This window comes from Aeromonas sp. Prich7-2, assembly GCF_017939255.1.
GTDB lineage: Bacteria > Pseudomonadota > Gammaproteobacteria > Enterobacterales > Aeromonadaceae > Aeromonas > Aeromonas caviae.
Map to the genome: position 1 here is coordinate 13793 of NZ_JAGKRI010000057.1, position 15470 is coordinate 29262.

Genomic DNA, 15470 nt, shown 5'->3' on the forward strand with positions numbered 1-15470 from the left:
TATGAAGAGCAAAGGGGAAAGCTTAAATAACAGGAATTACCAACCCTGACTCTCGGATTAACGCATCTATTAATTTTAATAATTTAGATGTGTCATAACTACCATTTCTCAGCATATCCTCGGACTGATCGTAGAAATGCTTTGAGTAGGACTCTTTGAAATCCAATACACCATGCCATGCTTCGATATCTTTTTTGAAGTTACTCCATGTAATTTGAGCTGGGGGGTATTGATCTAAATGAAGGTCAAGATAGCACTCAATTGCTGCTGCCCGCCCATTGATATCAGAGGTGTTAATACCTTCAGGCCCGAGAGTTTTAAAATCTCTTAATTCCTCAAGGTCAGGCAGTAGCATTGCTCTCATGTTGGATGGAAGGTTCAACCTCTCAAGCTTACGAAAAGCATCAACACCCTCTGCATCGTTATCGAAAACAAATAACACCTGATTAAGAACTTCTATTCGTAAAAGTCCCTCTGCGAATTTCACAAGGTTACCAGTTCCCCAGAAGGGATGGCTCTCATCGACATCTATGAAATTGAAAAAATCAGCTACGTCAGGGCGTAGGACATCAAGTACTCGTCGAATAATGCGCGCGTCTGATGAACCTTCAGTAGCGATCAGAACCTTTTGCTTTTGTATCGCTCCAGCTCGGAATGCTTCGCGTTCGACCCAGCCCGCGTAGACAATATGACCAAAAGCCCATCTAACCTCAACGTCTGTATTCGCTTCATTTAGGGCAAAGATCTGCAGCATAGATTCCGCGCTGAGAATGCAAACATTCGCAGAAAGGTAACTGGCTTCAGACCAATAAAGATTTGAGTTCTCATTCCAAGGAATGCGATCAAACAAGTCGATGTCATCGGCAAAACGCCCCTGAGAGATTATGTCTCGGGATGGCATATTGTGATTGACATAATCATCATTTAACTCGGCTAGCGGATAACGACATGCCAAGTTGCAGAATTCTTCAAAAGTGAGATGTTTTTTAACAGAATTTGCCGCATCACAAATATCTGATATTTCTTCTGCATATGAGACTACTGATTGATATTCAGTGCGTGCATTCTCAAGCGTATAACCTAGTAAATTAAGTCTAGGTATAACGCGAGACAATTTTCTAGCAAAAATCTCCTCTGCTTCACCAAGGTCCGGTTCTTCTTCTGGATGCTCTTCATCATCTCCGTAGTTTATTACTTCTGATTTATCACGTCTTAGATCACCATTCTGAAATAAAAATCCATAATCTTTCCCCATGCTATTTTTAGAATATGATAGGGAGACGTTTCCAAGGCGTAGCTCTATCGAAGTTCCCATTTAATTTCCCTTCTCATTATGAATGTTATTGTTGCGGATTAAAGTGGGCGGTAATTGTACTGCTAAATAGCGATGAGATAGGAGATGGGGCTAATCCGATAGTATAGTCTTTCATATAATTCCACCTCACCTTAATCATTACCACGAAAATAAGCTTTAAATCATTGCACTACCAAATTATCTCTAAAGCATTACATATTCGCCTAGCTCCCTCTGACTGTGAAAGCTGAGGTGAAACTGCCACTCGGTCATATTAATTGCTTGTGGGCTAAGGGGAAAGAGTGAGATGAGTTATTCATGAACAACATCAACTAATCAATCAATAATGTGGCTTCACCGACGGGGAGAAGAAAGGAAATCTGGGGCATTCATCTTTCAGCAAATCATACTCGGCAAAGGATGGTTTTTCTATGATATATCTCAGTAATTGGCCATAAACCCTCCCATCTTGTCATCTCTTTACCATGGGGCATATCTGAATCTCTCAGGAATGCCCATGTCTACCTCTTCCAACCTAAAACTCGCGTTAGAACTCGCGGCCAAAGTCACCGGCCGCGAGGATCTGGCCGCGCTGGCGGGGCAGGTGCAGGAGTTGGGCCCACTCTCTGACGAGACTGCCGCCGAGACCGAGCGCCTGGCGCAAACCCTGGAAGGATTGACCCAGCAGCGCGACCTGATCGCTCAGTTCGAGGCCAGCGGCCGCGCCCTGACCCAGCTCGAACTGGCCACCATACTCTCCCGGGATAAGTTGGCCGAACTGCGCCGCGAGCAGCAGGGGGCGGCAGGTAGCGCCCGCCAGCTCACCGACCAGGAGCGACTGCTGGCTTCCGAGGTCAAGCAGCTGGAGCGCCAGCTGATTGCCCAGCACAGCGAAGTTGGCCGCCTGCGTGGGGGCCTATCCCAAGCTGGGATCGATACCCGCAACCTTGCCCAGGAACAGAACAGACTGCAGCGCGAACTGCGCGAGAGCGCGGCCCAAACCGAACGGCTGGGGCGTTCCCTGGTGCAGGGAGCGCAAGGCGCTGGCGGCTTCCAGGGAGCCATCGGTAGCCTGACCGGCCGCCTGGTGGCGATGGCCGGTACCTGGTTCGGTATCCAGACCCTCACCACCCAACTGATGGCCATGTTCCAAACCGGCGATCAGGCCGAGCGGCTCAGTGTGCAGCTCAAGGCGGTGATGGGGTCGATTGCCGGTGGCAAAGAGGCGTCTGCCTGGATCCAGGACTTCGCCAAGAACACCCCGCTGCAGCTCGACGAGGTGACCCAGGTCTTCGTGCGCCTGAAGGCCTTTGGCATCGATCCCATGAACGGTTCGATGCAGGGCATCGTCGATCAGGCTTACAAGCTGGGCGGCGGATTTGAGGAAGTGCAGGGCATCTCCCTGGCCCTCGGCCAGGCCTGGGCCAAGCAGAAGCTGCAGGGTGAAGAGATCCTGCAGCTTATCGAACGCGGGGTGCCGGTGTGGCAACTGCTGGAGCAGGTCACCGGCAAGAACACCGCCGAGCTGCAGAAGCTCTCGGAAGCGGGCAAGCTCGGCCGGGACACTATCCAGGCGCTAATGAACGAGATCGCCGCCCAGTCGAGCGGAGCTGCGGCCAACAACATGAGCCTGCTCTCGGGGCTTATCTCCAACGCCCAGGACAACCTGGCCAAGTTCTACCGCATGGTGGCGGAGAACGGGGCGCTGACCTGGCTCAAGAACCAGCTGGCCAGCCTGAACCGTGAATTCGACCAGATGGCCCAGGATGGCCGCCTGCAGGCGTGGGCCCAGCGCCTCTCCGACGGCATCGTCGGGCTTGGGGAATCCATCAAGGCCTTCATCCAGACCGTCTATGCCTGGCGAGATGCCCTGCTGGTGATGGCCCAGGCTTGGTATGGCCTGAAAATCGCGGGCTGGATTGCCGATCTGCGCGGCCTCTATGGTCAGTTCATCGCCCTGCCGGCGGCGACGGCCACGGCGGCGGGGGGCATGACCACGGCAGGGACGGCAGCGGCCGCCGCCTCTATCGGGATGCAAGCTCTTGGGATGGCGATCAAGGGGTTGCTGGCCGCCGTCACTGTCGAGTCGATATTCCAGATCATCCGTCTGGCCACCGCCCTCAAGGAGTGGATGCAGGCCGAGCTGGCGCTGCGAGAATCCCAGGCGCTGCGTGCGCAGACCCAGGCTCAGCTCAATGGCCAACTGGCTGCCCTCTCTGCCGAGTTGGGAGTGGCTATCACCAGCATGGCGGATCTCGACCGCCTGGTCGCCGAGGGCAAGGTACATTACGACGAGGCCACCGGCAGTTGGCGAGCGGGGGCCGCCGCCGTTCAGGCGCTCGGCACTGAGGCCAAGCAGACCCGCGACTACCTGGATGAGATCAACGCCGTCGCCAGGAAAACGGCGGCAGAGCTCCCCGCCACGTTGGGCAAGGCAGCCCAGACCCTGGGGCTGGACTTCGAGCGGGCCAATGGCCGTATCGGCGAGAGCTTCAAGGAGACCCTCAGCGCCCTGGATACCCTGGTGCAGCACAGCGGCTCCAGTTCGGCGGCCTGTGAGGAGTACCTGGCGGCAGCGTTCAACCAGGCGAAGAACAAGGCCGAGATCGACGCGGTGATCGAGCGCATGAAGGCAATGACCAAGCAGGGCCAGCTCACCGGGGATGGCATCACCCGCTCCATGGCCATCGCGGCTGACGCCATGAGCAAGGTGAAGGGGGGCAGCGGTGACGCCAAACAGGCGGTGGCGGCGATCGGCGATGGCTTCGACTCGGCGGCCGCCAGGGCCAAGAGTGCCACCGATGCCATGCGCTCGGGCCTTCGTGGCGTACAGGATGAGGCGGAGCAGACCGGCAACGCCGTGGCCTCGGCCGGTGGCGGGGGCGGTGCGGGCAGTGGCCGGGGGGAGGTCACCCGCAGCGTGGGGGCCGGCTCGTTCTTCTACAAGACCGTGGACATCAACAACCTGCGCGGCAACGCCGATGCCCTGGCCAATACCCTCGCCGGCGTGGAAGAGGAGCTGGCCCGCTACAGCCAGAAGGTCAGGGACATTCCCGCCTATAGCGAGTGGAGCAAGTATTACGGCGAGAAATTCCAGAAGGAGATGGAGGCCATGCGCACTAAGCTCCAGCAGGAACTGAGCAAAGCCCAGGCGAAAGAGACCCAGCAGGCGCAAGCCCCCACTTCGGCCGCCGGCCAAGCCAGGCCATCAAGCCTGCCCCAAACCTCGTTCAATCCGGGGCAACCCCAGCGGATCATCATCGAGTTGCGTGCATCGAACGGTGCCAAGGCCGAGGTGCAGGCCGATGAGGCCAATGCCGCCGCCCTTATCAACCTCCTTAAACAGCAGGGACTGCGCTCATGAACGTCACCTTAAACGGGCTGCACCTGCCCGATGATCTCATCTGGCGCGACGAGTTCGATTGGGCCCCCGTCGAGCAAGTGGTCACGCCGACGCTCTCTGGCGCTCTCCTGGTCGAGGAAACGGCCAAACCGGAGGGGCGCCCCATCACTCTGGTGGGTCATTGCCCCCGCGCCACCGTGCTCGCACTCAAGGCGCTGGAGGCCCAGGTGGCCCAGCTGATGACCCTGACCCTGCTGGATGGACTGCAGCGGGAGGTGTTCTGGCGCAGGCCCGGCATCGTGGCCACCCCGTTGATCGAGATGGCCGACCCCGAGGCGGGTGAGCCCTATGCCTTGACCCTTAACTTCACCGAGGTGATCCGATGAGCATTCTTTCCGGCGACATCAAGCTGCTCGGCAGCCAGCGCCTGACGGACACCCCCGATGGCGGCGGCCGGGTGACCGGCCACGAGATCGTCAGTGGCGAGCACAACAGCCTGTTCCCCGACATCAGCGATCTCGACCGCGCCTATGGGGTGGTCAACCTGCGCAAGGCCTTCTTGACGGTGCAGACCGACAACACCGACACCTATTACGGCGCCAACACTACTGTGCTGCTGCCGCCGAGCGACCCCAACGTGGGCCTGTGCCTGATGAGCACCGGGGATCACCACGACACCCGCGCCGAGGCCCGCGACGTGCTGGAGCGCTACCTGGCCCGTGGGCCCAAGTGGCGCGGCTTTCTGTACGACACCCAGCTGGAAGGGCAGCGGGCGATCCGCTTCTTCCAGCGCGTCGAGGTGCGCCTGCCGGAGGTGGGGGAGACCCTGGTGCTGGTCGGCAACGAGGGCAAGGCCGGCGAGTTCGAGCAGTATGTGCGGGTGCTGGAGGTGACCCAGCAACTGGCCAAGTTCCAGATCCCCGGGGTGCCCGAGTTCACCCGCAACGTGGTGACCTGCAAGCTGGCGGATCCGCTGCGCTACACCTTCGAGGGGGAGCAGCCGACCCCCTATGACGTGGTGACCAACCTCAAAACCGCCCTGCGCGAGACCGTGGTGGCCGATGCGGCCAACTACTTCGCCACCACCAAGCTCGCGGAAAATGCGGCGTTCGGGGCCATGCAGGTGAAGGCCAAGACCATCTTCACCCAGCTGGTGCCGGCGGCCAGGAGCGAGACCCCGGCGGTGGATCTGACCGCTGCCGGCGAGCTGGCCAGCCTGGTGGATTCCGGCAAGGCCCTGGTCACCTTCTCGACCGTTGCCAGCATCGCCCCGAGTCGGGGCCTGTTCCTCGGCACCGGCGTCAAGCCGGGGACGCTCAGCATCACCATCGGCGCGGCAACCATCACCGACAAGGGGGGCGAGCTGGTTGTCGCCGGGTCTGTGGTGGGGGCTATCGACTATGGCCGGGGCCAGCTGGAGTTCAACGCCCAGTGCCCGAACTACGGCACCGCGAGCAAGAGCGTCAGTTTCTGGCCGGCGGCCCGCCCGTCGCGTATCGCCGACACGGCCCAGATCGAGATCAAGGCCAACAACCGGGGCTATGCCTACACCATCACCCTGCAGCCGACCCCGGCGCCGGGCACCCTGACGGTGTCGTTCATGGCGCAAGGCAAATGGTACGACTTGAAGGACAACGGCCGGGGCGAGCTGTTCGGGGCAGACAGGTCATACGGGTCCGGTGTGGTCAATCTGGCCACCGGCTCGGTCATGCTGACCCTGGGGGCGCTGCCGGACGTGGACACGGCGATCCTGTTCAGCTGGGCCACCCCGGTCAACTACACCAACCGCAGCGGCCAGGCCATCAGCATCAGCAAGAGCGCCTGGCAGCTGCCCCACACCGGCATCACCCCCAAGAGCCTGATCCTGACCTGGGGCGCGGGCCTGACTGCCAACGATGCGGTGGGGGATGGGCGGATCCGGGGCGACATCACCGGCACCATCGACTATGCCGAGGGCATCATCGATCTGGAGCACATCACCCTGCCGGCGCTGGGCCAGGAGTACGTGGCCCAGTACCAGTACGGCGAGCCGGTGACCGAGCGCCACATCGAGCCCGGGCGCCTCAGCACCCCCGGCCAGGTGGGGCACCTCTCCATCACCCTGGACGGTGACGGCGGCGGTGCGCTCAACCTCACCCCGGGGTCGGTGCGGGTGAAGTTCAACGCGCTTTACAACATCGTGGCGGCCGATGAGCGGATCCTCTCCATCGAGAAGAAGGACCCCATCATCACGCTGCAGGACGATGGGCAGGGCAACCTGAAAGACGCCAGCGGCAACGTGCTGGGCGCCATCGACTACGGCGCCGGCACCCTGCATTTCATGCCGGACGGCACCGCCCTGCTGCCAGAACCCACCTATGCCTGGGTGCCGGCGGGCAGCCATCAGGACCCGGTGACGGGCACCTGGTACACCGACATGCGCTGGACCCTGACAGGCTTCCAGTACGTCAACACCGCCTACACCTTCCCCGATGGCGAGGGGGGCTGGGTCGATGTGACCTACCGCAACAACAACAGCGCCCTGGCGCAGAATGCCACCCTGACCGCCCAGGCGCTGCGGATCGACGTGACCCCGGGCTATGCCGAGGCGATCCTGGAGGGCTCGATGCGCTTCACCCTGGGGGGCAGCACCTACGTGGACCGCCAGGGGTTGCTCTACCGCAACCCTGACCCGGAGACCGGTGCCGGCATCCAGGCGGGCACCATCGACTACAGCAACGGGCTGGCGGTGCTGGCCGACTGGGCGGCAGGGCAGGGGGCCCAGCCGTCGCTGCAGTCCCTGGCCACCTCGTTCAGCGTTCAGTCGGTGGATGCGGTGACCTTCCGCACCCCCGGGGCCCCGGTGGCCCCGGGCAGCCTCTACCTCAGTGCCAACACCGCCACCGGGCGGCGCATCGAGGCGACGGCAGACGGGGACGGCTATTTCACCACCACCGACATGGATGGCCGGGTGAACTACCAGACCGGGGTGGTGTGGGTGCGCTTTGGCCGCAAGGTCACGGCCGCCGGCAACGAGGGGCAGCCCTGGTATGACGCCGAGCAGGTGGGGGAGGACGGCAAGATCTGGCGCCCGCTCAGCGTGGTGGCCGACACCATCCGGTTCAACTGCGTGGTGTTCAGCTATCTGCCGCTCGATGCCGACATCATCGGGCTGGATCCGGTGCGGCTGCCGTCCGATGGCCGGGTGCCGTTCATCCGCACCGGCAACATCGTGGTGGTGCACAGCACCCGCAAGGCCGCCTTCCCGATGGGGGTCAGTGCCGGGCAGCAGCTCAACACCGGCCGCGAACGGCTGGCTTATGCCCATGTGGAGGACAAGGACGGCAAGCAACTGCCCCAGGCGCTCTACAGCGTCAACCTGGACAGCGGCGTGGTGACGCTTGCCAGCCCCTTGAACCTGACCGGTTACGCCGAACCCCTCTACGTGGTCCACCGCATCGAGGACATGAGCCTGGTCAGCGACGTGGAGATCTCGGGCCGGCTCAGACTGGCCAGGCCCTTGTCCCACGCCTATGACGCCGCCGACACCCTGGTGTCCAGTGCGCTCATCATCGGCGACTTGTGGGCGCGTTACACCGGGCTGTTCGATCAGAAGAGTTGGACCAATGTCTGGTCTGATTACCTCATCGGCGACCAGTCCACGGCGCAGTACAACGACACCGACTACCCGATCCAGGTCTCCAACCGCGCCACCCTGCAGGAGCGCTGGGCCATCATCTTCAACTCCAGCACCAACTTTGTGCTGGTCGGGGAGCATGTGGGCCAGATCGCGGTGGGGGACGTGAACACCGACTTGGCGCCCATCAACCCCAACAACGGCCAGCCCTATTTCCTGCTGGATCACCGTGGCTGGGGGGCAGGCTGGTCGAGCGGCAACGTGCTGCGCTTCACCACCCAGGCGGCGGCGTACCCGCTCTGGGTGATCCGCACCATCCTGCAGTCGGTGGCAGCCCAGGAAACCGACAAGTTCGAGCTGCAGCTGCGCGGCAACGTCAACCGCTGACAGGTAGCAGTGCAGGAAAGTGACGGCGCCGAGGGCCTGCACCCCGTTGACGCGCTAGCCACTGATGCGAGTGGGGCAATCTGCCCCACCCTGACTGATTCAACTGGAGAACACCATGGCTACTTTCCCCGTGAAGTGGTATGCGAGCGAGATGCAAGGCGCCCCCAACCTGGGGGATACCAGCGCCGGGGCCCTGACGGCCCTGCTCAAGGCCGTGCTGGTGACCGGGTTCGGCACCCTCACCCTTAACAGTCTGGTGTGGGACGCCGCCGAGAATGCCGCCAAGGCGACCATCTCTGGCGGTCACGCTTACCTGAAAGACTCGGTGATTGAGGTGACCGGTGCAAGCCCTGCCGCCTACAACGGCGAGCACCGAGTCAAGAAGGTGAGCACCACCGAGGTGTGGTTCGAGTTGGACGGTGGCAACCCCGGGGCTTCTGCCAGCGGCACCCTCACCATGAAGGTGGCCCCGCTCGGCTGGACCCTGACCCACGAGAGTGCAGACGGCATGGTGGCCATCTACCGCCCGACCGATGTATCGGCATCTGGCAACGTCAGTTTGCGTATCGACAACACCGCATTCAGCGGCTGGACAGGAACCAGCAGTGCCTATCTGGCTAAGGCCCAGCTCGTCGAGGATGTGGTGGGCATAGATACCTATACCCTGATCTACGATCATCGCTGGCCCGCGACCAAGCGCTACAGCGACGGGCGCTGGGATCTCATAGGCGACAGTCAACTGCTCTTTTTCCTGCCCGCGTATGCCGCCCACAACTACCAAGCATTGCTGATGTTCGGCTATATCAACTCGGTGCGCCCCGGTGACCGTTATCATGCGCTCTTGGCGACATACTGTGTCCAGAGTGCGAATGATACTGCGCGCCGTTGGGACGCATCGACTTCATCACCCTCTTACGCTTATGTGTATAACAACTTGCTTTCCTTCGATGAGTCCAGTCACAGGGTCATAGCCCGAGCTTACCATCAGCTTTATGGTACGACCGTGTGGTGGTTGAAGGGGGTATTTCCCAGATTTGGTACGGGGTTGACGGTCCCCAACGGGCCGGATAACGGGTTCTATCTGTGTACGGATCCCATCATGGTGCTGGAGACCAATAACCACCTGCGGGGCCATCTCCCCGGGGTCGTGGTGCCCTATGCCAACCTAGCCGCATGGGGTCGTAAAAACTTTAAAGACATGCCAGCACTGCCCGGCAAGATCGTGCGGTTTGTCCAAGCCACCTACAACGAGAATAGTTTTAACTATGCTCCCACCCTGATTGGCTTTGATCTCACAGGTCCCTGGAGGTAAGCCATGGCGCTTGGCGATGTTGTCTACGAGAAGGTGATTGATTTCGCTGTTACCCCCAACGTACCCACGACCCTCTTTGGCACGGGTATCTCCGCAGCCTACGAGTCCGTCAGCAAGACCCTGCAGGCCAGCATCGGCCTCGCGCAGGGCGGCGTTATTTTCAGTGGGGAGCCTACCTGTCAGGAGTATGACGCCGAGTGTGAACTCACGCTCAAGATAGTGTCGGACTCTGCGGGTAGAAAGCACGTTGGGGGTTGGTTAGTGACTCCCACGGGCACCCAAGCTAATGGATACCGCTTCTTTGCGCTCGATAACACCTTCGGGATAAGTAAATGGATCAATGCGGTTGAGTCCTCAGTTCAATCCGCCTCCAATAGCACTGGTAGCGGGTTAGTGGTGGGCCAGAGCTACCGGGTGAAATTCACGAAGGTCGGCACCAACCTGACGCTGTATGTCAATGACGTACAGGTCATGCAGGCCAGTGATAACACCCACTTTAATCTGAGGCCTGCCCTGTTCCTCTACGGCTGTACGGTGCAGGTCTCAAAGATTATCTGGCGGCATCTCGATTCGGCGCTCACCTTGGGGGAGGTGAGAACCCACCGCATGAGGTTCACCCCTGCCAATCAGGAGCCGCGCAGCGTGTTCCAGCCGCAGGACGTGGCTTGGGTCAGTGGGGAGGGCAGAGGCTATGCGGGCCCCGTGAACCCCACCCAGCTAGACACGAATCTCCTTTGTTCTGGGCTGGACAGGTACTGGCTGCGGGATGGGGTTCAGAACGTGCTGCAGGGCTACATCGAGAGCACGGTCACGATCAACGGGGAGGGGGTCGCCCGCCGGGTGCTCTGCTTCGGCCAGGCGGGCAACCTGGTCGGCGAGACCATGAGCCGCGCCAGCGATGGCAAATACCGGTTCGATCTCTTGTGGCTCAACCGCCGCTATATGCTGGTCGCCCAGGACGATCCGGCGTTCGGCCCCGCCGACTACAACGCCGTGGCGGCCGACTTCCAGCTCCCCACCCCCTACGCCCCCGGTGAGGGGGTCGGCCTGGCCTGATAGGGCCGCACCAGGAGGTACTATGTTCACGTATGCAGATGCCCTGCGCACCAGCCGCGCCCAGCTGCTGGCCACCGCCATCGACGAGGGCAGCGCGGGGCCCGCGACCCTCAAGATCTACACCGGCACCCGCCCCGCCCCGGGGGCGGCCGTCACCAGCCAGGTGCTCTTGGTGACGCTGCAGTTCACTCACCCGTGCGCCCAGAGCGTGACGGGCGGGGTGCTGACGCTCAAGCCCCTGGCCGAGCAGATGGTCACCGCCAGCGGGGTCCAGGCCTGGGGGCGCATCGCCAACCGGGACGGGGGCTTTGTGGCGGATCTCGACGTGGGGCCACCGGAGAGCGGCGCCGACATCGAAATCCCCGCCAGTGAGCTGTTCACCGGCGCCATGGTGCGCATCAACGACGCCATCTTTACCGAACCCTAACCGCTCCCCGTGAGCCACGAGGTCAGCATGGCCAGAACCGACGCCCGGCTGGAGTTGCAGAAGGCCCGCAAGGCCAGCGCCGCCCTGGAGCTGAACCCGCTCATGGTGCAGCGCTATGCGGCCGTGCTGCGGGGCACCAGCCTGCCGCCCAGCCTGACCTGCTCCCCGGGCCTGGTGCTACCGAGCGCACTGCAGGGGACGGGGCCCGCGACCCAGGCCAGCCTGGCGGTGATACCGGTTTACCCGGCTGCCCTGCTGGCCACGGCGCCGCAGCCGGTGGTCGAGATCGGTGCCGCCGTGGTCATCGAGGCGACCCTGGCCAGCACGGCTCGCCCCCTGCTGCCTGCCATCGAGGCCGGCCACGACATCAATGTGTTCCGGGGGCCGAGCCACACCAGCACCGATCATTTCGAGCGGGCCGCGCTGGTGACCCGGGCAGTGCAAAGCGACTGGCAGCAGCCAGCCCTCGTTTCTTCCCCCTGTCAGAATCATTGGCAGGAGGCCAGCCCCCTGCAGAGCGAGTGGACCGGCCTGGCCGAACAGCTGCCCCGGGAGGATGGCACCGTGCTTGTGCCGTTCGATGAGGGGTTGGCCCTCGACGCAAGCAATGGCCATGGGTTCGACAGCCTGCCCCCCGGCCATGCCGTGACCCGTTCGCTCTGGGTCGAGGGGGCCCCGGTGGGGCGCTGGCAGGTGAGCGGGTTTCGCAACCCCCCGCGCCAGGACAAGGTGTGGCAAGCCGACCACTGGCAGGAGGCCACCCCGCTCGGTTTCACCCTGGGCGGCCAGCGCTGGCAGCTCGGCCTGCAGCTGCACAAGGGCTGGCTGTCGCGCTGGGAGGAGGCAATGCAGCCCCCCTGGGGCATGTCGCCACCGCCCAAGCCGACGACGCCACCGGTACGCCCGGACAAACGGACCAAGGTGCTGGCGTTCGGCCGGCCCCGGGGGGACGCCTCCCTGGAGTTCGTCTGGTTCGGACAGGCTCAGATTGTTATCCCAACCCGGAGGGTTTATCTGGTGAGCAACACAGCAAGCATTGTACGGGTGAGGGATGGGGTCGATATTCCAACCACCTCGCTGAGCATCGAACTCGACACCGACTCCTGGGCCTGGCAGTTCACGGCCCAGATCCCGCGCGTCGCGGCAGCGGCCATGACGGACGATGAAGAGGTCAGCATCCACGTCAACGGCCAGCAGTGGGACTGCGTATGCGATGGCTGGCAGTCGAGCGAGAGCTTTGCCCGGCAGTCGGCGACCCTGACCGGTCGCTCTCGCACCGCTTATCTGTCGCCGACCCACGTACTGGCGCAAGCGGTGAGCGAGAGCGCCTTGGCTACCATGGCCCAGCTGGCGGAGGCGTTGCTGCCGTTTGGCTGGACCCTGGATTGGCAGGCAGCGGACTGGCTGGTACCGGCAGGCTTTTTCAGCCTGGACAAGCAGACCCCGATCGAGGCGATCAAGTACCTGGCCGAGGCGGCAGGCGGGTTCGTGCTGCCGCACCAGCGCAACCGGCACCTGGTCATCAAGCCACGCTACCCGACCGTCCCCTGGCAGCTCGACGGGGCGCTGGCCGACATGGCCATTCCCCGCGCCATCATCACGACCCTGGGCAGTGACTCCCAGCCCGGGCAGGCGGCGAACGGGGTCTGGGTCAGTGGTGGTCATCAGGGCATCAGCGCCCGGGTGCTGCGCCAAGGCACGGCAGGGGAGAAACAGGCACCGACCATCACCCACCCGCTGGTGTGCGATGTGGTGGCGGCCCGTGCCCAGGGGGTGGTGGCCCTGGCCAAGACCATGCCGAAGCGCCTGCAGGCCATCGAGCTGCCGCTATCGAACGACACCGGACTCATCTTGCCGGGGGCGTTGCTCGCGGTGGATGGCTGGAAGGGTTTTAACCGGAGCGTGCGGGTCTCTGCAGAGCTGCAGGACAGGGCTATGAAGGTACGCCAACAACTGAGCGTGGAGCGATTTGTATGAACCTGTTCAAACAGTTCCTGGAGCTGGTACCCGGTGCCGACCCTTTGCTGGTTGGTACCGTGACCGCTGTCGGTGCCACGACGACGACGCTGCAAACGATGGGGGGCGGTGTGGTGGTGGTGCGAGGGGGAGGGGTGGCCATCGGCCAGAAGGCGTTCTACCAGAGTGGTGCTATCATAGGGCCCGCTCCTGATTTACCAACCTATGAAATCGAGGTTTAAACCCCTGTTAAGCGTTTTTCAAACTGGGTGATTTCTGATTCACCGAGTTTGATAAATGTGGCCTCTGCTCTGTTTATCGTTTTACCCAGTTGCGTTTTTCATTTTTCGCGGCGGGCTACAGCTCGGTGCTCAAGGTGGCCACTGCCGGCCGCTGGGTGGGTGATCCGGTGGGCCCCCGGCCGGCGCCGGGGAGCGGAGGGGCCTAGGTGGTGGTGGGGTTTTGTCGGTGTGCATGCTGAGTACGGGATCCCGGGTCGCCGCCGAGCTCGGCGCCCAGGCAGGTGAACCGGTGCTGCAGGTGGCCCCGGGCCGCCGACGAGCCCAGGGCTCAGGGTGGCCACTGCCGGCGGCCAGGCGGGTGAACCGGTGCTGCAGGTGGCCAATGCCGGTGGCCGTGCGGGTGATCCGGTGGGGAGGTGGCCCCCGGGCGGGGGGCGGGACCTGGTGCCCCGGGTCGTCGACGAACTCGGGGCCCAAGGTGGCCGCCGGTGGGTGGGTGATCCGGTGCCCAAGGTGGCCAGCGGCGGCGGGTGGGGGGGGGTGATCTGGTGCGCGGTGGGCCCCGGGCCGCCGCGGGCTCGGGGCCCAGGGTGGCTACTGCCGGCGGCCCGGCGGGTGAACCGGTTCTGCAGGTGGCTCCCGGCCCGCCGACGAGCCCAGGGCTCAGGGTGGCCACTGCCGGCGACCAGGCGGGTGAACCGGTGCTGCAGGTGGCCAATGCCGGTGGCCGTGCGGGTGATCCGGTGCTGCGGGTTGCCCCCGGGCCGGCGCCGGGATCCGGTGCCCTGGGTCGTCGACGAACTCGGGGCCCAAGGTGGCCAGCGGCGGCCGGCGCCGGGGAGCGGAGGGGCCTGGGTGGTGGTGGGGTTTTGTCGGTGTGCATGCTGAGTACGGGATCCCGGGTCGCCGCCGAGCTCGGCGCCCAGGCAGGTGAACCGGTGCTGCAGGTGGCCCCGGGCCGCCGACGAGCCCAGGGCTCAGGGTGGCCACTGCCGGCGGCCAGGCGGGTGAACCGGTGCTGCAGGTGGCCAATGCCGGCGGCCAGGCGGGTGAACCGGTGCTGCAGGTGGCCAATGCCGGTGGCCAGGCGGGTGAACCGGTGCTGCAGGTGGCCAATGCCGGTGGCCGTGCGGGTGATCCGGTGGGGAGGTGGCCCCCGGGCGGGGGGCGGGACCTGGTGCCCCGGGTCGTCGACGAACTCGGGGCCCAAGGTGGCCGCCGGTGGGTGGGTGATCCGGTGCCCAAGGTGGCCAGCGGCGGCGGGTGGGGGGGGTGATCTGGTACGCGGTGGGCCCCGGGCCGCCGCGGGCTCGGGGCCCAGGGTGGCTACTGCCGGCGGCCCGGCGGGTGAACCGGTTCTGCAGGTGGCTCCCGGGCCGGCGCCGGGATCCGGTGCCCTGGGTCGTCGACGAACTCGGGGCCCAAGGTGGCCACTGCCGGCGGCCCGGCGGGTGAACCGGTTCTGCAGGTGGCTCCCGGCCCGCCGACGAGCCCAGGGCCCAGGGTGGCCACCGGTGGGTGGTCCGGTGCTGCGGGTTGCCCCCGGGCCGGCGCCGGGATCCGGTGCCCTGGGTCGTCGACGAACTCGGGGCCCAAGGTGGCCAGCGGCGGCGGGTGGGGGGGTGATCTGGTGCGCGGTGGGCCCCGGGCCGCCGCGGGCTCGGGGCCCAGGGTGGCCACTGTCGGCGGCTGTGCGGGTGATCCGGTGGGGAGGTGGCCCCCGGGCGGTGGTCGGGACCTGGTGCCCCGGGTCGCCGATGAGCTCGGTGCCCAAGGTGGCAACTGCCGGCGGCCCGGCGGGTGAACCGGTTCTGCAGGTGGCTCCCGGCCCGCCGAC

At 63.7% G+C, this 15470-nt stretch carries 9 protein-coding genes; 8 read left to right on the forward strand and 1 reads right to left on the reverse strand.

Annotation, left to right across the window (positions count from 1 at the left end; translation table 11 throughout):
- Positions 1-22 precede the first annotated feature (22 nt).
- Entirely contained in the window at positions 23-1315 is a 1293-nt protein-coding gene (locus tag J9892_RS11365; RefSeq protein ID WP_210538346.1) for a HEPN/Toprim-associated domain-containing protein, read from the reverse strand.
- A gap of 496 nt (positions 1316-1811) precedes the next feature.
- Here J9892_RS11365 and J9892_RS11370 point away from each other — a divergent pair, with 496 nt between their 5' ends.
- The 8 genes from J9892_RS11370 (at position 1812) to J9892_RS11405 (ending at position 13633) form a co-directional block, all read left to right on the forward strand.
- Positions 1812-4658, forward strand: a complete 2847-nt coding sequence (locus J9892_RS11370; RefSeq protein WP_210538347.1) for a tape measure protein — start codon at positions 1812-1814, stop codon at positions 4656-4658.
- Positions 4655-5023 (forward strand): hypothetical protein, encoded by a 369-nt coding sequence (locus J9892_RS11375; RefSeq protein WP_180907223.1) that lies wholly within the window; start codon positions 4655-4657, stop codon positions 5021-5023. The genes J9892_RS11370 and J9892_RS11375 overlap by 4 nt, the downstream gene beginning before the upstream one ends.
- Positions 5020-8640, forward strand: a complete 3621-nt coding sequence (locus tag J9892_RS11380; protein WP_210538348.1) for a curculin (mannose-binding) lectin protein — start codon at positions 5020-5022, stop codon at positions 8638-8640. Before J9892_RS11375 ends, J9892_RS11380 begins: the two co-directional genes overlap by 4 nt.
- 115 nt (positions 8641-8755) lie before the next feature.
- Positions 8756-9952 (forward strand): hypothetical protein, encoded by a 1197-nt coding sequence (locus tag J9892_RS11385; RefSeq protein ID WP_210538349.1) that lies wholly within the window; start codon positions 8756-8758, stop codon positions 9950-9952.
- A 3-nt stretch (positions 9953-9955) separates the two neighbouring features.
- Positions 9956-11008, forward strand: a complete 1053-nt coding sequence (locus tag J9892_RS24610) for a hypothetical protein (RefSeq protein ID WP_236748028.1) — start codon at positions 9956-9958, stop codon at positions 11006-11008.
- A gap of 22 nt (positions 11009-11030) precedes the next feature.
- Positions 11031-11435 carry a hypothetical protein gene (locus tag J9892_RS11395; RefSeq protein ID WP_210538350.1) on the forward strand — a complete coding sequence of 135 codons (405 nt, stop codon included), beginning with the start codon at positions 11031-11033 and terminating at the stop codon, positions 11433-11435.
- A 27-nt stretch (positions 11436-11462) separates the two neighbouring features.
- Positions 11463-13412, forward strand: coding sequence for a hypothetical protein (locus J9892_RS11400; RefSeq protein WP_210538351.1), 1950 nt, complete (start codon positions 11463-11465; stop codon positions 13410-13412).
- On the forward strand, positions 13409-13633 hold the full coding sequence (locus tag J9892_RS11405) for a hypothetical protein (protein ID WP_109113040.1): 225 nt from the start codon (positions 13409-13411) through the stop codon (positions 13631-13633). The genes J9892_RS11400 and J9892_RS11405 overlap by 4 nt, the downstream gene beginning before the upstream one ends.
- Positions 13634-15470: the final 1837 nt, after the last annotated feature.

Coding starts and splice junctions, on each gene's coding strand:
- J9892_RS11375 (WP_180907223.1), top strand. CDS start 4,655: ATGAACGTCACCTTAAACGGGCTGCACCTGCCCGATGATCTCATCTGG.
- J9892_RS11365 (WP_210538346.1), bottom strand. CDS start 1,315: ATGGGAACTTCGATAGAGCTACGCCTTGGAAACGTCTCCCTATCATAT.
- J9892_RS11385 (WP_210538349.1), top strand. CDS start 8,756: ATGGCTACTTTCCCCGTGAAGTGGTATGCGAGCGAGATGCAAGGCGCC.
- J9892_RS24610 (WP_236748028.1), top strand. CDS start 9,956: ATGGCGCTTGGCGATGTTGTCTACGAGAAGGTGATTGATTTCGCTGTT.
- J9892_RS11400 (WP_210538351.1), top strand. CDS start 11,463: ATGGCCAGAACCGACGCCCGGCTGGAGTTGCAGAAGGCCCGCAAGGCC.
- J9892_RS11370 (WP_210538347.1), top strand. CDS start 1,812: ATGTCTACCTCTTCCAACCTAAAACTCGCGTTAGAACTCGCGGCCAAA.
- J9892_RS11405 (WP_109113040.1), top strand. CDS start 13,409: ATGAACCTGTTCAAACAGTTCCTGGAGCTGGTACCCGGTGCCGACCCT.
- J9892_RS11380 (WP_210538348.1), top strand. CDS start 5,020: ATGAGCATTCTTTCCGGCGACATCAAGCTGCTCGGCAGCCAGCGCCTG.
- J9892_RS11395 (WP_210538350.1), top strand. CDS start 11,031: ATGTTCACGTATGCAGATGCCCTGCGCACCAGCCGCGCCCAGCTGCTG.